Genomic DNA, 18,610 nt, shown 5'->3' on the forward strand with positions numbered 1-18,610 from the left:
TAGATACGAAGGGCGGAGAAGCGTTTCACGTGAAATATCAGGCAGAAAGCGTCTTGAACTCGGCAAGGATCGCCTGGCCCATTTCGACAGTTCCAACCTTCTTGGCGCCTTCGGCCATGATGTCGGCCGTGCGGATACCCTTGTCGAGAACGTTGGCGATCGCCTTCTCAAGATTGTCGGCTTCCTTCACGAGGTTGAAGGAATAACGCAGGCACATGGCGAAGGAGGCGATCATCGCAATCGGGTTGGCGATGCCCTTGCCGGCGATGTCGGGAGCGGAGCCGTGGACCGGTTCGTAGAGCGCTTTGCGTTTGCCTGTCTTGCCATCCGGCGCACCGAGAGAAGCAGACGGCAGCATGCCAAGCGAGCCGGTCAGCATCGCCGCGACGTCGGAAAGCATGTCGCCGAAGAGGTTGTCGGTGACGATGACATCGAACTGTTTGGGCTGACGTACCAGCTGCATGCCGCCGGCATCGGCCAGCATATGCTCCAGCTGGACGTCGGAATATTTTGCCTTGTGCGTCTCGGTCACGACCTGGTTCCAGAGCACGCCGGACTTCATGACGTTGCGCTTTTCCATGGAGCAGACACGGTTTTGACGGGTTCGGGCCATTTCGAAGGCGACGCCGGCGATGCGTTCGATTTCGTAAGTGTCGTAGACCTGCGTATCGATGCCGCGTTTCTGGCCGTTGCCAAGATCGATAATCTCCTTCGGCTCGCCGAAATAGACGCCGCCCGTCAGTTCGCGGATGATGAGAATGTCGAGACCTTCGACAAGTTCCGGCTTCAGGGAGGAGGCGGAGGCAAGCGCCGGATAGCAGATTGCCGGGCGCAGGTTTGCGAAGAGTTCCAGGTCCTTGCGCAGGCGCAGAAGGCCCGCTTCCGGGCGCACTTCATAAGGCACGCTGTCCCATTTCGGACCGCCGACTGCACCAAAGAGAACGGCATCTGCCGCCAGCGCCTTTTTCATGTCGTCTTCGGAGATGGCCGCGCCATGCGCATCGTAGGCACTGCCGCCGACAAGGCCTTCATCGATGACGAAGCCGGCGTTCATCGCCTCGTTCATGTAAGCAATGATCTTGCGGACCTCGTCCATTGCCTCGGGACCGATGCCGTCGCCCGGCAGCAGGAAAAGATTGCGCGCTGTCATGAAACCCTCCGCGGAAAAACAAGCTGCGGCTTCTTAGACCCCGCCGGACGCCATTTCAAGGAACAGAACGGCTGAATCGGTACGGTTTGCTGCCTCACGATGGCGATGTGCATCCCGGCTTGGAAGCAAAGAAAAAGCAACGGTGTTAGGCGTCAAGGGACGCTGCGCGGTATTCTCGCATCCTTGCGTTCAAGGTGATGATCATCTTTCGCATGACGGCGACAATAGCGAGCTTGGCGGGTTTGCCCCTGTTTCGGAGATTTGTATAAAAGGCCTTCATGGCGGGATCGAAGCGAATGGCTGGCAGAGCGGCGATGTACAGCGCGTCTCGAACTGGTTGCCTTCCTCCCGCGATCATGCGCTTGCCTCGCATCAGGCCACTGTCTCGGTTGAGTGGCGCGACGCCAACCAGCTTGGCGATCTGCCCCTTCTCCATCAGCCCCAGTTCGGGCAGACCTGCGAGAAGAAAGCATGCCGTGCGCAGGCCGATGCCCTTCAGCGACATCAGCACGTCGGCTTTGGCTGACAATTCTGGGTCCGATGCAAGACAGGCCGTCATGGCGTCCACCACGGCCTGCCGTTGGCTGAGCAAGAACTGCAGCGTCTGCTCGATCCAATCCCTCGTCCGGTCGTTCAGCTTTTCCCGGCGGTTCTTCTCCTGGACGATCATGTGCGACAATTGCTTGTAGCGTGACACCAGATCGGTCAGCTCGGCTTGCTCGACGCTGGGCTGGCAAAGCAGGCGTGTTTCCATGCGCCGTCCATAGTCGGCCAGAACGAAGGCGTCGATCTTGTCGGTCTTGGAAAGCTGACCGCCGGCGCGAGCGAACTGCCTGATTTGCTTGGCGTTGACACGCGCGACAGGCAGGCCCGCTGCCTGCAGCGCTTTCACGACACGACGCTCATAGCCACCGGTCGGCTCCAGAACCAGGCGCTTGATATCGTCGAAAGCCGCAAGGAAGGCGATCATTTCGGCAGTGCCCGCAGCCGTGTTGGCAAAGGTCGCATACTGCTCATCGGGCAGAAGGCAGATGTCAAAAGATGATTTCGATATGTCGATGCCGACAAAACGGTTAGTATAAGTCATGAGGCTGGTCTCCCTTATACGCGAGCGCAAAGCTCTCTCAACGGTTCGACGAAGCCTCGAAATGCGCAAAGGGTTCTGCTTTTTTGCGAACGAAAGTTCAGGCCGGGAGGCCCAACCGCTTTGCGCAACGCCATTGGGATGTTGCAACCACCCCAATGACAAACGAGGCCGGAACATCATTACGATGTTCCGGCCTCAAATGTATAAGCCGGGTTGAAGCCCGGCTTGATCGCATGCCGTGTTTGGGCGATTAAGCTGCCCAGGGACGCGATGCGGCGTTTGACTTTTCGAACTTGTCGATCGCAGAGGCCTTTTCCAGCGTCAGGCCGATATCGTCGAGACCGTTCAGCAGGCAGTGGCGCTTGAATTCGTCGAGGTCAAACTTGATCGAACCACCGTCCGGGCCGGTGATTTCCAGGTTTTCGAGATCAACCGTCAGGATGGCGTTGGAACCGCGCGAAGCGTCGTCCATCAGTTTGTCGAGGTCTTCCTGGCTGACCCTGATCGGGAGAATGCCGTTCTTGAAACAGTTGTTGTAGAAGATGTCCGCGAAGCTTGTGGAGATGACGCAGCGGATGCCGAAATCGAGAAGCGCCCACGGGGCATGCTCGCGCGAGGAACCGCAGCCGAAATTATCGCCGGCAACGAGAATCTTGGCATTCTGATATGCCGGTTTGTTGAGCACGAAATCCGGGTTCGGCGTGCCGTCTTCGTTGTAGCGGGCTTCCGCGAAGAGGCCTTTGCCGAGGCCGGTGCGCTTGATGGTCTTCAGGTAATCCTTGGGAATGATCATGTCCGTGTCGATATTGACGACCGGGAGGGGTGCTGCAACGCCCGTGAGCTTCACGAACTTTTCCATGGAAACCTGCCTTTGTATGCCGTTTTTCAACGATTGCTCCGGCAATAGAGCAAAACGCCGTAAAAATGAAGGAGAATCTTGGGACGCGTTTAGAGATCGATGATCGTGCCGCGGCCGTCGTTCCAGATGCGCATTTCGCGCTTTGGCTCAGCCTTGGCGCGGACGGGCGCCGGCTTCATCTTCATCGAAAGCGCGCGGCCGGCCATGAGCACGGTCAGGATACCGCCAACGGCGAGTGTCACCGAAAAGGTGAGAGCAGCGAGCGCCACGAATACAGTGATCCCCGCCAGCATGAGGAAGATGGAGCGTATATTCTGCATGAGTTTAGACCTTTCTTCGAAAGGAATGTGGTCGTTGTTTTTTATTTCTGCAAGTCAAGCATGGCTTTTTGTTGTCTTGTCACTCTTCACAAAGCTTGGCACACATTCGTGATGAGCCAGAATTCGCCCATCCGTTCCTTCAGTTTGCACCGCTCGGTGCTGAGCGTTCCCGCGATCAATCTCCGCGCTCTCGAAAAGACCCATGCGCTCGGTTGCGATGCCGTCATTTTCGATCTCGAAGATTCCGTGGCGCTGGAGAAGAAGGAGCAGGCGCGCGAAAACCTGAAAACCTTCTTTTCGGGCAAGCCACTTGCGAACAAGGAAAAGATCATCCGCATCAATGCGCTTTCGTCGGGTTTCGGCCATGCCGATATGGAGCTCGTACAGGCGCTGCGGCCGGATGCGGTGCTTTTGCCGAAGGTGGACGAACCGCAGGATGTCATGGCCGTGAGCGACCTTCTTGCTGATGCCGATGCGCCAGAGACCTTGCGTATCTGGGCGATGATCGAGACGCCGCGCGGTATCCTGAACGCGGCGGCAATCGCAGAGGCTGGCCGCACCCTGGGCTCGAGACTCGATTGCTTCGTCGTCGGGCTGAACGATCTGCGCAAGGAGACCGGCGTTCTGCCTCAACCGGGCCGAACCTATCTCGTTCCGTGGCTGATGCAGGTCATCCTCGCCGTGCGCGCCTATGGTCTCGATGCGATCGATAGCGTTTTCAACGATTTCAAGGAAACAGATGCCTTCGAGGCCGAATGCGCGCATGCCCGGGCCATGGGCTACGATGGCAAAATGCTGATCCATCCGATGCAGATCGAGGCTGCCAACCGGCACTTCGCTCCCGATGAGGCTGCCATCCGGGAGGCGGAAGAAATCATCGCCGCTTTCGCCGATCCTTCGGCCGAAGGTCTCAACGTCATCACTTTAAACGGCCGGATGATCGAGCGCCTGCATCTTGTCCAGGCGGAAAGCCTGGTCCATAAAGCCCGCCTGATTGCCGAACGCCAGACTATTGAACGAAAGCCTTTATCATGAAGCTCTATCGCCTTCTGACCGGCCAGGACGACGCCGCGTTCTGCCATCGCGTAACCGATGCCCTCAACAAGGGCTGGTCGCTTCACGGTGCACCGTCGCTGACCTACAATATTCAGACCGGCCAGGTGATTGCCGGCCAGGCGATCGTCAAAGAGGTCGAAGGCAAGGATTATCATCCGGAGATGAAGCTCTCCGAGCAATAGCTCAGCGCTCGACGGCCTCCTCGACGCTCGCTTCGATCCGCTCCATGTCGTCATCGCTCAGGCCGAAATGGTGACCGATCTCATGGATGAGGACGTGGGTGATGATGTCTCCGAGCGTTTCATCGTTTTCCGCCCAATAATCCAAAATGGGACGCCGGTAGAGGCGGATACGATTGGGCATCTCGCCGGTTTCGACCGTGAATCGCTCGGAAATACCCCGGCCTTCGAAGAGGCCAAGCAGGTCGAACGGCGTTTCCAGCGCCATATCCTCGAAAACATCGTCGTCGGGAAAATCTTCGATTTCGATCGTGAGATTGTCGGTGAGCGAGCGAAATTCATCCGGCAAGTGGCTATAGGCCTCCATCGCCAGGGACTCGAATGTGCTGAGCGTTGGGGCATGGCGGTCCCGCCAATCCTCGCTCTGGTCTATGCGGGCCATGAAAATTCCCTTCCTTTGGCGCCCATATAGAACCTTTGCGGTGGATTTTCGAGTGTGGAATCAAAGGCAGGAATAAATTCATAAGAATTGGTTGTTGACTCTTTTAGAAAGCTCTGGAATCCATAAGAACATAACAGGAACAATCTGACTTTGGAGTGAACGTCATGGCGCAGACGGCCGTGGCGCGCGAGCAGCTTTTTGCGCTCCGCGAAACCATTGCGAAACTCGAAGGCAAACCGGCACCGGCGCTTGCGGCGGCGGCACAAGAAGCTTTTGCGGCTGGTGATGAAACCTATTCGAGACCAGCAAAAACGCCGCTGCGTCTGTCCTTTGACATTCCAATTCTCGATGAAGCGCTCGAAGGCGGTCTACCGCTTAACGGCATTACCGAAGTCCGGTCTCTGATGCTGCGGGATGCAGCTGGCGCCAGCGGTTTCGTGCTGGCGCTTGCGGCCTGGCAGCAGCGGCAGGAGGCGGCGGATGGCATGCCGGTTTTTTGGATTGGTGACAGAATATGCACAATGGAAGCAGGGCATCCCTATGCTGTTGGCCTCAAGAATTTCGGATTGGAGCCGGAACGCTTTCTCATGGCCTCGCCACACAAGCTGGAAGAGGCGCTGTGGCTTGCCGAAACGGCTGTCGAAAGCGGCGTCTTCCCAGCCACGATCCTGGAGGTGCGCGGCAATCCGGCCCAATTCGGTCTTACAGAAAGCCGGCGATTGAGCATGCGGGCAAGGGCTTCCGGCCGCCCGCTTTTTCTGTTGCGGCAGGGCGGCGAGGAGGAGGCGAGCAGCGCCTTTTTCCGATTCCGTGCCGAACCTGCGCCAGCCAGCGCACGGCCTCTGCCGGATGGTTCGATGCTAGACGGCGGCATCGGCAATCCGGTTTTTCGTCTCATCCTGGAGAAGAGCCGCAACGCGGCTCCCCTCTCCTTTCTTCTGGAGTGGAACCCTCATGACCGCCGGTTTTTCCCCGTTAGCCAACCAGAGCGCACTCGTTCTCCAGGCGAGCAATCAGCGCATTCTGTCGCTCAGCTTTCCCCATCTTCCAACCGACAGGATCGCCCGCAAGAGGTGGGGTCTGTCCTGGCGTTCGGCCGGACGCCCTGATGCGCCGCCGATCGTCTGTTCTGGACGGCTCAACAATGCCATGCGCCTAACGGCGCTCGATGAGGTGGCGGAACGGATTAAACTGAAGAAAAACCAGGGAGTAGCAGAAGCGCGTGCCATATACCCGCTTCTGGATGTCATCGAGGAAGATCTGGCGGCCGATCGCCGGCTTCTCGAGGGCATCGCTGATTGGTGCGACCGTTATACGCCGCTGGTGGCATTCGACGGCAAGGACGGGCTGTTTCTGGATATTACCGGCTGCGCCCATCTCTTTGGCGGCGAAAGGGCCATGCTCAAGGATATCCTTTCCCGGCTCTTCCATATGGGGTTCGATGTCCGCGGCGCGATCTCTTCGTCGCCGGGCCTTTCCTGGGCCGTTTCCCGCTTCGGGGATGGTGGCGTGATCGAAACCGATCAAATGGAACATGTGCTGGCACCGCTGCCGGTCGCAGCCCTTCGGCTGGAGGAAGGGACCGTCGAGGCACTGAAGAAGCTCGGCCTCAAATATATCGTCGACCTCCTGTCTGCCCCACGCGCACCGTTGGCCCGCCGTTTCGGCGCGCAACTCCTGCTCAGGCTCGACCAAGCGCTTGGAGTGGAAGAGGAGCCGGTTTCCCCGCGGCGGCCCGTTGCCAGTCTTTCGGCCGAACGACGCCTCATCGAGCCGATCGGTACGGAAGAAGATATCCTCGCCGTCACCGGCCAGATCGCCCAATCACTGAAAGCCTCGCTTGAGGCACGCGGCGCCGGCGGCCGTGTATTCGAACTCGTGCTTTTTCGCGTCGACGGCAGGGTCTTCAGGATTCCCGTCGGCGCCTCACAGCCTCTCAGGGATCCGAAGCATATCGCTTCGCTTTTCAGCGAGCGTCTGCAGGCAATCCACGACGATCTCGATGCCGGCTACGGCTTTGAAATCCTGCGGCTGAATGTGCTGCGCCATGATCCCTTCAATGCGACCCAGGGGGATTTCGAAGGAGGCCGACAGAAAGAGACATCGCTTGCGGCGTTCATCGACAAAATCGCAGCCCGCCTCGGCGCGGATTGCCTGCAGAGATTTCAACTGCGCGAGAGCCATGTGCCGGAGCGGGCGGCGATTGCAATTCCCGCCATGGAAGGCGTTCAGGCACGCCGCAAGGCGGAGGATGGAAATCCTTTTCCTTCCAGAAGTGAGCGTCCCCTGCGGCTTTTTGCCAGGCCGGAGCAAGTGGAGGCCCTGCTTGCCGAAGTGCCCGACGGTCCGCCGCAAATCTTCCGCTGGCGGCGCATGCAGCATCGCGTGGCAAGAAGCGAGGGACCGGAGCGGCTTGCCATGGAATGGTGGATCGATGGCGCGGATGCCGAGGCACGCGATTATTTCCGCATAGAGGATGATGCCGGTCACCGCTTCTGGATCTATCGCGAAGGTTTTTACGGGCATGAACTTCCTCCTCGCTGGTTCATGCATGGGCTCTTTGCATGAGCACGACGCCCGCATTTTTCGAGATTGGTGCGAGAACGAACTTCTCGTTTCTTGAAGGAGCCTCCTGTCCCGAGGAGATGGTGGTGCAGGCAGCTTGCCTGAAGCTCGGTGGACTTGGGATTGCTGACAAGAATTCGGTTGCCGGGGTCGTGCGGGCGCATGCTCAGGCGGAGGAGATCAGGAAAAAATTCGAGAGGAAGGAAGCCGGCCTTCTGGAAGAGGACGAGAAGATGCAGATCATTCCCGATCCAATCCGCATCCAGCCCGGTGCGCGTCTCGTCTTTGCGGATGGAACTCCGGATGTTCTTGCCTATCCACGAAACAGGCGAGGATGGGCGCATCTCTGCCGTCTTCTGAGCGCCGGGAACCTAAAACCGGAGGCGGAGAAAGGCTCCTGCATTGTCACCGAGGCGGAGATCATGGAATGGGGAGACGAGATGATGCTCGCCCTTGTTCCTGACCGGCTCGTTGTGAATGATGCCGTTGGCCAGCAAGCATTTGAGAATTGCCTGCAGCGTTTTCGAAAACGCTTTCGGAAGACATTCCATATGGCGCTGGCGCCGGCTTATGACGGCCGCGACAAACAGGTTTTTGCAATCCTTTCCATGCTTGCCGCCCGCAACCGCATTCCGCTGATCGTGACCAATCAGCCTCTTTATCATCATCCTGACCGGCGGCCTCTCTCCGATATCGTGATTGCGATCCGCAAGCATGTTCCGATTGCCGAAGCCGGTTTCCTTCTGGCGCCGAATGCAGAGCGCTATCTCAAGGGAACGCGGGAAATGGTGCGTCTCTTCAAGGACTATCCCGACGCGATCGACAATACACGTGCATTCTTCTCCAGCTTGACCTTTTCGCTCAAGGAGCTGGAGCACAATTATCCGCCTGAAAACGATCCTGGCGAAACGCCGTATGAAACGCTCGAACGGTTGACCTGGGCCGGAGCTGCAAAGCGCTACCACCCGCAGCCTGTTCCGCAGAAAATCGTGACGCAGATCGATTACGAACTGGATCTCATCAGGCAGAAAAACTACGCTTCCTATTTCCTGACAGTTTACAAGATCATTCAACACGCCCGCTATAAGCTCGGGGTTCTGTGCCAGGGCCGCGGATCGGCTGCGAATTCGGTCATCTGCTATTGCCTTGAAATAACGGAAGTCGATCCGAACAAGGCCACCTTGCTTTTCGATCGGTTCATCTCGATGGACCGGGATGAACCGCCGGATATCGATGTCGATTTCGAGCACGACAGGCGCGAAGAAGTCATCCAGTACATCTATAATAGATACGGTATAGAGCATGCCGGGCTAACAGCGGGGGTGACCACCTATCGCACCCGCTCTGCTGGCCGCGAAGTCGCCAAGGCCTTCGGGCTTTCGGAAGATGTCCAATCGGCGATCAGCAGCCTCGTCTGGGGCTGGTCGGAAGACAATCTGTCGGAGCGCGATGCAAAGGCGGCTGGTCTCGACATTAGCGATCCGGTGACGAAGAACGTCCTCAGATATGCGTCCGAGCTTCTCGGCTTTCCGCGTCACCTCACCCAGCATGTCGGCGGATTTGTCATCACCCGGGACCGGCTCGACGAAGTCGTGCCCATCATGAAGACGGCGATGCCGGACCGCTACATGATCGAGTGGGACAAGGACGATCTCGACAATGTCAAGATTCTCAAGGTCGATGTTCTGGCGCTTGGGATGCTGACCTGTCTTCGCAAGGCCTTCGAACTTCTTCAGCTGCACTACGATGTGAAGAAAACGCTCGCCGATCTCGGCAACAAGGAGCATGGGGAAGAGGGCAAACCGGTTTACGCGATGATGTGCCGGGCCGATACGCTGGGCGTCTTCCAGATCGAAAGCCGGGCGCAGATGAGCATGCTGCCGCGACTGAAGCCGAGGGAATTCTACGATCTCGTCATCGAGGTGGCAATCGTCCGGCCAGGACCGATACAGGGCGACATGGTGCACCCCTACCTCAAGAGACGGGAGCAGAAAACACCCATCGAATATCCCAGCAAGGAATTGAAGGCGGTGCTGGAAAGAACCCTCGGCGTTCCCCTGTTTCAGGAACAGGCAATGCAGATTGCGATCACCGCCGCAGGCTTCAAGCCGGCGGAAGCCGATCGGCTTCGACGGGCGATGGCGACGTTCAAGAGAACCGGCACGATCGGCAATTTCGAGAAGCGATTCATCGAAGGAATGGTTTCGAGAAACTATTCGTCTGAATTTGCGCAGCAGTGTTTCAATCAAATCAAAGGCTTCGGCGAGTATGGCTTTCCGGAAAGCCATGCGGCCTCCTTCGCGTTGCTCGTCTATGCTTCATCTTGGATCAAGGCTTACTATCCCGATGTCTTCTGTGCGGCGATGCTGAACTCGCAGCCGATGGGGTTTTATGCGCCGGCGCAATTGGTCCGGGATGCCAGGGAGCACGGCGTGGAAATTCGTGCGGTGGATATCAATCGTTCGGATTGGGATTGCCTCCTGGAGGATGCGCATTTCGACAAGTCAAAGATCGACTTCCGGCACAGGGAAATGCACAAGATCATCCGGACGAAGAGGGCGGTTCGCCTCGGTTTCCGGCAGGTGAAGGGCCTTTCCGGCGACATGATGAAGGCGAAATTGATCGCAAATCGAGGTGCCGGCTATAGCTCGATCCGCGATCTATGGCTGCGCTCGGGCCTTGAAAAATCGGATATCGAACGGCTGGCAGATGCAGATGCGTTCGGTTCCATCGGCTTGTCGCGGCGAGAGGCGCTCTGGGCGGCGCGGGCGCTTGATGTGAAAAGTGCCGCAGAGAGGCTGCCTTTGTTCGATCGGGTGTCGCATGTCGATCTCCAAGTCGAACCGAGGGTGACACTGCCCGAAATGCTGCCGGGCGAACAGGTGGTCGAGGATTATCGCTATCTCTCGCTGTCACTGAAAGCGCACCCTATCTCCTTCCTGCGAGATGATTTCCAAAGAGCAGGCATTACGCGCAATGTCGATCTTCTGGCCGTGCCGAACGGAAAGAGGGTGACGATTGCAGGGCTGGTGCTGGTCCGCCAGCGCCCGGGCTCGGCCAAGGGCGTGATCTTCATGACGCTTGAGGATGAAACGGGTGTTGCCAATGCCATCGTTTGGAAAAAGACTTTCGAGAAATACCGCTCGGTTGTCATGGGGGCGCGGCTCGTGAAAATCCATGGCAAATTGCAAAGTCAGAGCGGCGTCATTCACACTGTGGTCGAGCATATCGAAGATATGACGCCCGCTCTCGGCCTTCTGCAGAAGGAGGCGCAGCGCTTTGGTCTTTGCGAACGCGCCGACGAGGCTATGCGGCCGGCAGTCGATGCCCGCGCAAAGAAGATGGCGCGTATCCTCGAAAAGGAAGCAGTCGAAAGGCGAGTGATATCAACAAGCAGTGAGACGAATGCTGGGGAGACCGCAAAGGTTATGCCGAAAGGGCGCAACTTTCACTGATGGGTTAGCGATAGATGATGTTGCCAATGTGAGCGTGCCCAGCCATCTTTTCGGCGGTGGCACGAAATGCATTGTGCCGAGAGGTCCGGTCAGCGGTTCCTCTCGCTCGCCGCGCCTTCTACCTCGATTTTTTTCTTGACAGACACCATCTTCTTTTGCAGAAAACACGATAGTCAGTGTCATGTTTGGAAATGAAGACGTGCTCGTCTGCAGTTGCAACTATATAACCGACAAGGAAATCCGGGAGGTCATCAACGACCTTCTCGATGAAGACTGTTGGCAGCTTATCGTGCCTGCGAAGGTCTATCATGCGATGGAAAAGCGCGGTCGTTGCTGTGGCTGTTTCCCCAACGTCGTCAACCTCATCATCCAGACCACCGAGGAATATCATGCCCGTCGCCACTCGACGGATGACGAGATATTTGATTTCATGTCCCGCCTGAAACAATTCCATGAAGAAAACAGGAGAGCGGACATTGAAAGGCGACAAAAAGGTCATCGAGCGGCTTAACGAGGCACTTTTCCTCGAACTCGGCGCAGTCAACCAATATTGGGTTCACTACCGCCTGTTGGAAGACTGGGGCTATACCAAGCTTGCCAAGAAGGAGCGCGCCGAATCCATTGAAGAGATGCATCATGCTGACCGTCTGGTCGCGCGCATCATCTTCCTTGAGGGGCATCCAAACCTGCAGACGCTTGCTCCCTTGCGCATCGGCCAGAACGTCAGGGAAGTTCTGGAAGCCGATCTTGCCGGCGAGTATGATGCCCGCACAGCTTACAAGAAGTCGCGCGACATCTGTCATGACGCCGGTGACTATGTCTCCATGAAGCTCTTCGAGGAGCTCCTTGCCGATGAGGAAGGCCATATCGACTTCCTCGAGACGCAGCTCGACTTGCTCGAGAAGATCGGCGAAGCCAAGTATGGCCAGCTGAACGCCGACTCTGCCAACGAGGCCGAGTGACTGAACCTTCAAAGCCAACCGGCCGCAAAAATGCGGCCGGTTGGCTTTTCACGTCGAGGACGCGTGTTGCGGCAGGGTTAATTCGCGGGAACGGTGCTCTTCCCGTCGCCGGTGGCGAACAAGGGCATTACCTCATGGCGGTGCCCAACGCCGTTGAGAACCTCGGCCCCCTTGTGCCTGCTTGGCCGAGGATCCAACCTTCCCACCGACCAATAACCTTGTCATCCGGGACGCCGTCATCACGATAGCCATCGACCACGTCGAGCATACCGAGCAGGCCGACCGTTGCGTCGAAACGGTCCTCGCCGGTCTTGTCTGACCCAAATCCGTCGGAAATCGCTTTGCGTATCGCCGTCCCGTCCACCTGCGGGCGTCCAGCCAGCCAACGGATGAGATGGTGGCCGATAGATTGGCGGCCTGATTGCTGTCGTTTGCTCCAGATGGGTCGGCGGGGGATACCGAGCTGGCCATAGACGTCGCCGGGATAGGTCTCGGCGACGATGGTGACGTCAGGGTTCGCGAGGGCGTCGATCCCACCGTCGAAAGGCCAGAGGGCGATCTCAGCAAGGTTGGGGACGATGATCTCGCGCCAACCGGCTATCGCGGCCTTACCCACCTGATTGCCGCCCAATGTCCAGAAGATCATGCAGGCATTTTGCCGGTCGCCAGTGGCACGCTCGCAATGCCGGAGAAGATCGTTTCCTGTCGAGACTCCCAGCGCGTCGAACAGATGCTGGCGGCGCGTGCCGCCCGGGCGCATTGGATAGAACGGCCGGTGCAGCGAGATCTGGCTGCGATGCTCGGCGACCATGAACCACTCTGCAAAGGAACCTGTGCCGAAGGTTTGCAAGGCCTCTCGGAAAGAAAAAAGCCCGATCGCCCTGCCATAAGCCTCTGGCAGTCCGATCGGAAAGTCGAAGCCCACAAGCGTCGCACCATCGACTTTGGCACGTTGCCGTAGCCGGGGCAGCAGTGTCGCCGTATCACTGACGGGCTCCGGTGCCGATATTATCCAACGGCCACCGTCGCAAACAGCGACGCACTTCCAGCGTTTCTGTCGATCGATGCTCCAGTCGCAATGTGCGACGAGGGCCACGGACATCATCCCCTCCCGGATTCGATCGGCGCACTCGCTAGCCGGATCGGGTTTTCAGGCGTTGGTTTAACTCGCGCCCGGTTCCGATCTGGAACAAATCCTTGCGGCGTCTGCTGATCGTATGGCGCCCACGACCCGGCGAGTAAGGCCGGGGCGACAAGATAGAGGATGGTGGCGATCACCACGACGCCAGTGAACCCGATATGCATGGCAAGCAGTACGGCGAGGATTGCGCTCAGCACCGACGCACAGCCATTGATCCCCCACGCCCAGGGAATAAACGCCTCCGAGAAGGCGCCAACGTGACCGAGGCCGAGGGGGAAGGGCATGCCCATGAAGATGGCGAGCGGCGCTATGAGGAGGAGTGCGATCGCGATCTTCACGGCATCCGGGAGTGCCAGCAGCCGTTCGAATACCAAAGGCAGCGCGAGCAGGTAGGCGGCAGCCAGGCATGCGATCACCACGACGGCGAGTGCAATGCCGCGCACCGCTGATCCGCGTCCGACGACCGCCATCCAGCGTGCGGCTACGGCGCTACCGAGACCCGCGAAGGCAAGGAATCCCGCAAGCACGACGGCGACAGCGTAAAGCGGATGGCCGAGGAACAGCACGAAGCGCTGAATGAAGGCGATCTCGATGAAGAGGAAGGCCAGGCCCAAGGAAAGGAAATAGAGCCCGAAGCGCAGCCGATGTACTCCTCTCCCGAGTGCTCGCCGGCGAAGCCAGAGCGGCAGCAGAATCAGGACGGCGCTGAGGATCGCCGCCTGGACGAGCGTCGTCGCCAGAATCAGGTAGCCCCAGTCGAGCATCGCTGCCCCACCTTGCGTGCGCAGCGTCAGGAGTTCGGGCAGGGCGCGCCAGCGGAAAAAGTCGAAGAAATAAGGCCGATCGTCAGTGGCCGGTGCAATATCGAACTTGTAGCGCTCGATGAAGTCGGCCCGCTCGGGGCCGAGGAGAGCGAGGGCTCCCTCGTAGAGATATTCCTGGTCGAGCTGGTTGTAGCGGTTCACGTCGGCTGACGAGATGCCCGGCGCCCAGGAAGTGTCAAAGAAATTCTCGGCCGCGAAGCCGCGGATGGCTGCGACGTCTTCGCCGATGAACGCCGACTTGGCGACGAGGAGGGTTGCAGTGTTCCAGCTGCGGATCAGCGCAAGGTGCTGGCCTGCCTCGGCTACGCCATCAGCTTCAAGCGCCGCGGTAGCGGTGGCGAACAGCTTGAGGATGTCGCGTGGCGGCGCCCGCAGCCATCGCGTGATGGCGATAATACCACCCGGTCTCAGCACTGCGAGGTAATCCCGCAGCGCCTCCAATGTGTAGGTATAGTTCTCATGCATGGTCTGTACGCCGGCCGCGGCCGCACTGAAAGAGTCAAGGAGCGGCATCTGGATCAGGTCGTAACGCTCGCCAGTAGCCGCGGCGAAGGCGCGCGCCTCGGCCAAATGCAGATGCACGTTCGGGCGGCTAAAGATGCCGCCGGCGAAATCCGCGAAGTGATTGCGAGCAAGGTCGATCATCTGCGGGTTAAGCTCTACGGCATCCACGGTGACGGCTCCGGCGCGCAGTGCGAGCAGCACCTGCTCGCCGCCGCCGGCACCAAGGATCAGCATTCGCGGCCGCTTAAGGATGCGGTACGGGAGCGCCGCCGTTGTCCGGTCGAGATATGCGACTGTCGCCGGATCGCCACTATAGGCGGTGATCGTCGTAATACTGTCGCCATCGGTGAAGACGGCGAGTTGCGCGGGCGGCTCTTGGGTGTTGGCGAGGCTGAGGCCCGGCGCGTACCGGAAAGGCACGGTCGGGCTCTCGACGATCGTCAGTAATCCCAACGGGCTTGATCGCTCCTCGACCACTCGCGCGTTCGGCACTTCGAGCGCCATGCGCAGGCCCTTGTACTGCGACATGTGCGGGCCGGGGGCCGTCCAGGACGGTGGTAGCCACACCGCGATGAGCAAAGCTGCAAGCCCCAAACTGCCCACGGCGAGCCACCGATAACGAGCCATGCCCGTCGCGGCGAGGGCAGCCGCAGCGAATCCCAGCGCTGCGACGAAGTACAGCGCCGCAGGGGGAGGGACAAGGAACAACAGCCCGACGGTGCCCAGCGCACCGATCCCTGCGCCGACCAGGTCGAAGGCATAGACGCGTCCAATCTGGCCAGGGTGGCGGATGAAGGCAAGGCCGATACAGGTTGCACCGAAAAAGAACGGCAGAACCAGGAGAGCATAGCTGGCCGCGAGCCAACCGAGCTGCCTCGGATTCCAGATAATCTCGAGCGCGTTGAACGGAAGCCGTTCGGCACCGGCGACACTGGCAACCGCAGAAATGCCGAACAGGGCTGCCGACGCTGCGAACGCGGCGGGATAGCGCTCCACCAGGGGGCGGCGGGCGAACGCAAGGAATGTACCGCTCGCGCCGAAGCCCAGGAGCGCGATGCTTATGATCATATAGGCGAAATGATGCCACTGAATGATCGAGAAGAGCCGCATCAGTAGCACTTCGTGGGCAAGGGTCGCCGCCGATATGAGACCGACCGGCAGCAGGCGACCCACTCTCATCGGGCCTGACCTCCCCTCAGCGGCACAAAGCTCACCGGCAGCAGCTGCCGGGTCGTGATGCTTCCGTCCACTCGCTTCTCGACCAACATGAGAAACTGGGTCGCGAAGGGACCTCCGACGGGGACGACCATCCGGCCGCCCCGTGCGAGCTGTTCGACCAGCGGCGGAGGGATGTGGCTGGCAGCGGCAGTCACCACGATCCCGTCGAATGGCGCGTGCGCAGGCCAACCATAGTAACCGTCGCCTACCTTTACCTCGACATTGTCGAAGTGGAGCTCAGCGAGCCGGGCGGCTGCCCTTTCGCCTAGTTTCGGTATGATCTCAATCGAGTAAACCTTTGCCGCGAGTGGCGACAAGACGGCTGCCTGATAGCCCGAGCCAGTGCCGATCTCGAGGACAACGTCACCAGGGCCGACATTGATCAGGTCGGTCATCAGCGCGACGATGAAGGGCTGCGAGATCGTCTGACCGTATCCGATCGGCAGCGGTCGATCTCGATAGGCCGCCCCGCGCAGCTCCTCGGGCACGAAGAAGTGGCGTGGCACCTTCCCCATCGTCTTCAGCACCACCGGATCGATGCCCTGGCCCTCGACGGCTGACGGCGCTGAGCGGGCGTGCGAATTGATTGTTTCGATCATCGCCGTACGCTCGGCGAGGCGATCCTGAGCGGATGTAGATGTCGAAACCACAGCGGCAGCGCCCGCCAGAACCGCGGCCAATAACGTTTGGCACTGGGCTAGTGGACGCATGAACTCTCTCCCGTCCAAGGCAAAGAGTATAGTGGCTGCGGAGGCAATTTTGAACAGGGTTCTCAGCCGCTTTCCGGCTGGGACTTCGCAACAAAAGCGACGTGGCCAACGGAAAGTGGCTGCGCCTACTGTGGCCGCCCACCCTCGATGAATTGCAGAACTTTCAGCCCCTTGAAATCAAAGATTTTCCATGTTGAACAGGATTGGAAAAGGCAGGAGGCTTGCCGGCGGCTATCCTGCTTTCCTTCAAATTTCCAAGCTTGAACAGGAAAGTCCAAAATCATCCATGTGTAGGCCCCGGCGTCTTCGGTTGTTCGGGGACCGACAAATTGGACTTGGATCGAGAGACTGCTGCCGCCTTCAGTCCGCCGCTCGCAGGTCGGCCAAGTGGCTGAATTCCGATACGACCCGATCGTAGACGGCGCGTTTGAAGGGCACGATCAGCCCAGGCAGCTCGTGCATGGATTTCCACTCCCAGGCATCAAACTCTGGCTCGTGGCCGCCGGGCGGCGGGTTGATGGCGATTTCGCTTTCATCGCCTTCGAAGCGAAAGGCGAACCAGCGTTGCGTCTGGCCGCGAAACTTTCCTTTGAGGCCGATGCCGATCAGTTGCGGCGGCAGATCATAGTTGATCCAATCTCTCGCCTCCGCGAGCAAGGTCACAGTTCTGATACCGGTTTCTTCGTAGAGTTCGCGGTATGCCGCTTCGAGCGGATCCTCGCCCTTGTCGATACCACCTTGCGGCATTTGCCACAGTTGTGGTGAGCCATCATATTCGGAATTGCCAACCGGGACACGCCGGCCTGCCCATACAAGCCCGTCACGGTTGAGGATCATCACGCCGACGCAGGGACGGTAAGGAAGGTCTTCGGCTTTGATTGTCGCCTGATTCACGGGGTGCTCCTCAAGGATTTTTAGGATCTGCAGCAAGAGCAGCAACACCGACGATCTCGATGCCGCGCATGCCTGCCTCTTCGCTCCATTTGGATATTGCCTCAATACTCTCGTCGAAAGCCGCCGCAACACCAATTGCCTGGCCGTTGCGCTTAGCAATGCGCTCAAGCTCGTCAAGCCTCTGCAGGATAGCGTTGACATCGACCTGACCATCGAGCTGCAGGTCCGCAAAAGCATAGGGAAGCTCTGTTCCCTTCGCCACAGCTTCCGTCTTTGATTGCGCAGACGAACCGTCGTCGAGAAACAGCAATCCGCGCTTGCCGATATCGCGCATCACCGGCTCCATGGCATCGGTATTGGAAAGGAAACGCCCTCCCAGATAGTTCATGATGCCCGTATAATTGGTGATTTCGCCCATCGCGCGGTGCAGGTTCTCGATATTCCTTGCTGGCGACTTCGAGGTCAGCAGCGTCTCGGGGCCGGGATCGTTTGCCGGATAATCGAAGGGCTCCAGTGGAACCTGCAGGAGGATCTCATGGCCGCTGCGGCGCGCTTCCTGCATCCAACGCTGCAGGCTGTTGCCGCTGGCGGCGAATGCGAAGGTGACTTCCTCCGGAAGTTCCTTGATGGCGCGCTGCGTACCCGTCTGACTGAGGCCGAGACCGCTGACCACGATCGCCACACGGGTGCCGCGTGCGCCCGACCATGGACGCGCATACTGATCCATCGGGCGACGGCCATCCGGCCCGATGACGGGTAGGCGGCCAAATTGGCTGTCTTCCAGAAGGCTCTCATTCGGCATCGCTGCCATGCGCGGATCCTGGCCGACCTGCATGGCGTCTACCAGCGCCGGGCCGTTATCGTCGCGTGGCCGCGGGCTGTATTTGGTCACAACCGAGCCGTCCCCGGTCACCATCCGCTCGACATTCGCACCTGAATGCGGATCGGAGCGAGGCATGCCATTTGCGGCCTGGCTCTGCGTCGGGGGGGTCTGGACGGTATCTGTTGGTGGTGACGCCGCTGGATCTGCCACAGGCAACTGTGTCCGCTGAAGGCCATCGTCACTGAGCATCGTGTAGAGAGAAAAGCCGCCGATCGCGATCAGGCAGAGGCTGGCGGCAATCCGGCCGATCCGCAGGATATTCGGCCGCTTTCGGCCAGCCTTGCGGTTCTGGCCCAATGGTGCATGCAAATCCGTTCCCAATTTCCTCGCCCGCTCCAAAACCGGGAAACAGCAAAAAATC

16 protein-coding genes and 1 pseudogene are annotated in these 18,610 nt (G+C 59.1%); 7 read left to right on the plus strand and 10 right to left on the minus strand.

The genetic code is table 11. The annotated features are described in order from the left end of the window. Nucleotides 1-37 precede the first annotated feature (37 nt). From leuB to ACZ9DP_RS35985, 4 genes are all read right to left on the minus strand, one after another. Nucleotides 38-1,150 carry a 3-isopropylmalate dehydrogenase gene (gene leuB, locus ACZ9DP_RS35970; RefSeq protein ID WP_476205233.1) on the minus strand — a complete coding sequence of 371 codons (1,113 nt, stop codon included), beginning with the start codon at nucleotides 1,148-1,150 and terminating at the stop codon, nucleotides 38-40. Nucleotides 1,151-1,295: 145 nt separating this feature from the next. Next, nucleotides 1,296-2,237, minus strand: a complete 942-nt coding sequence (locus ACZ9DP_RS35975; protein WP_476205234.1) for an IS110 family RNA-guided transposase — start codon at nucleotides 2,235-2,237, stop codon at nucleotides 1,296-1,298. 250 nt (nucleotides 2,238-2,487) lie between these two features. After that, the gene (gene leuD, locus ACZ9DP_RS35980; RefSeq protein WP_074070075.1) at nucleotides 2,488-3,096 is read right to left on the minus strand and encodes a 3-isopropylmalate dehydratase small subunit; all 609 of its coding nucleotides are present in this window, start codon (nucleotides 3,094-3,096) and stop codon (nucleotides 2,488-2,490) included. An 89-nt stretch (nucleotides 3,097-3,185) separates the two neighbouring features. Continuing rightward, the gene (locus ACZ9DP_RS35985) at nucleotides 3,186-3,416 is read right to left on the minus strand and encodes a hypothetical protein (protein WP_022717567.1); all 231 of its coding nucleotides are present in this window, start codon (nucleotides 3,414-3,416) and stop codon (nucleotides 3,186-3,188) included. Nucleotides 3,417-3,527: 111 nt separating this feature from the next. Here ACZ9DP_RS35985 and ACZ9DP_RS35990 point away from each other — a divergent pair, with 111 nt between their 5' ends. After that, nucleotides 3,528-4,451: an HpcH/HpaI aldolase/citrate lyase family protein gene (locus ACZ9DP_RS35990; protein WP_074070074.1), complete on the plus strand. Its 924-nt coding sequence runs from the start codon at nucleotides 3,528-3,530 to the stop codon at nucleotides 4,449-4,451. Further along, on the plus strand, nucleotides 4,448-4,654 hold the full coding sequence (locus tag ACZ9DP_RS35995; protein ID WP_022717565.1) for a DUF1737 domain-containing protein: 207 nt from the start codon (nucleotides 4,448-4,450) through the stop codon (nucleotides 4,652-4,654). The genes ACZ9DP_RS35990 and ACZ9DP_RS35995 overlap by 4 nt, the downstream gene beginning before the upstream one ends. A gap of 1 nt (nucleotide 4,655) precedes the next feature. On the opposite strand, the gene ACZ9DP_RS36000 is transcribed toward ACZ9DP_RS35995, so the two are convergent. Beyond that, nucleotides 4,656-5,093, minus strand: a complete 438-nt coding sequence (locus ACZ9DP_RS36000) for a metallopeptidase family protein (RefSeq protein ID WP_022717564.1) — start codon at nucleotides 5,091-5,093, stop codon at nucleotides 4,656-4,658. Between the two features lie 164 nt (nucleotides 5,094-5,257). Here ACZ9DP_RS36000 and ACZ9DP_RS36005 point away from each other — a divergent pair, with 164 nt between their 5' ends. From ACZ9DP_RS36005 to bfr, 5 genes and pseudogenes are all read left to right on the plus strand, one after another. Next, complete coding sequence (locus ACZ9DP_RS36005; RefSeq protein WP_237361745.1) at nucleotides 5,258-6,202, plus strand: ImuA family protein; 945 nt, start codon at nucleotides 5,258-5,260, stop codon at nucleotides 6,200-6,202. Between the two features lie 10 nt (nucleotides 6,203-6,212). Then, the gene (locus ACZ9DP_RS36010) at nucleotides 6,213-7,661 is read left to right on the plus strand and encodes a Y-family DNA polymerase (RefSeq protein ID WP_476205537.1); all 1,449 of its coding nucleotides are present in this window, start codon (nucleotides 6,213-6,215) and stop codon (nucleotides 7,659-7,661) included. Beyond that, nucleotides 7,658-11,113 carry an error-prone DNA polymerase gene (locus ACZ9DP_RS36015; RefSeq protein ID WP_476205235.1) on the plus strand — a complete coding sequence of 1,152 codons (3,456 nt, stop codon included), beginning with the start codon at nucleotides 7,658-7,660 and terminating at the stop codon, nucleotides 11,111-11,113. Before ACZ9DP_RS36010 ends, ACZ9DP_RS36015 begins: the two co-directional genes overlap by 4 nt. A gap of 66 nt (nucleotides 11,114-11,179) precedes the next feature. Next, nucleotides 11,180-11,624 (plus strand): annotated as a pseudogene (locus tag ACZ9DP_RS36020) ((2Fe-2S)-binding protein). Further along, on the plus strand, nucleotides 11,590-12,075 hold the full coding sequence (gene bfr, locus ACZ9DP_RS36025; protein ID WP_074070070.1) for a bacterioferritin: 486 nt from the start codon (nucleotides 11,590-11,592) through the stop codon (nucleotides 12,073-12,075). Before ACZ9DP_RS36020 ends, bfr begins: the two are co-directional and overlap by 35 nt. A 127-nt stretch (nucleotides 12,076-12,202) precedes the next feature. Here the strand turns inward: bfr and ACZ9DP_RS36030 are convergent, their stop codons facing one another. The 5 genes from ACZ9DP_RS36030 to ACZ9DP_RS36050 form a co-directional block, all read right to left on the minus strand. Further along, nucleotides 12,203-12,886: a hypothetical protein gene (locus ACZ9DP_RS36030; RefSeq protein ID WP_476205236.1), complete on the minus strand. Its 684-nt coding sequence runs from the start codon at nucleotides 12,884-12,886 to the stop codon at nucleotides 12,203-12,205. A gap of 290 nt (nucleotides 12,887-13,176) precedes the next feature. After that, nucleotides 13,177-15,723 (minus strand): spermine/spermidine synthase domain-containing protein, encoded by a 2,547-nt coding sequence (locus ACZ9DP_RS36035; RefSeq protein WP_476205237.1) that lies wholly within the window; start codon nucleotides 15,721-15,723, stop codon nucleotides 13,177-13,179. Continuing rightward, nucleotides 15,720-16,472, minus strand: coding sequence for a protein-L-isoaspartate(D-aspartate) O-methyltransferase (locus ACZ9DP_RS36040; protein ID WP_239596369.1), 753 nt, complete (start codon nucleotides 16,470-16,472; stop codon nucleotides 15,720-15,722). The genes ACZ9DP_RS36035 and ACZ9DP_RS36040 overlap by 4 nt, the downstream gene beginning before the upstream one ends. Before the next feature lie 360 nt (nucleotides 16,473-16,832). Continuing rightward, nucleotides 16,833-17,366 (minus strand): RNA pyrophosphohydrolase, encoded by a 534-nt coding sequence (locus tag ACZ9DP_RS36045; protein ID WP_022717546.1) that lies wholly within the window; start codon nucleotides 17,364-17,366, stop codon nucleotides 16,833-16,835. 10 nt (nucleotides 17,367-17,376) lie between these two features. After that, nucleotides 17,377-18,570: a divergent polysaccharide deacetylase family protein gene (locus ACZ9DP_RS36050; protein ID WP_476205239.1), complete on the minus strand. Its 1,194-nt coding sequence runs from the start codon at nucleotides 18,568-18,570 to the stop codon at nucleotides 17,377-17,379. Nucleotides 18,571-18,610: the final 40 nt, after the last annotated feature.

This window comes from Rhizobium sp. USDA 4016, from assembly GCF_056279705.1.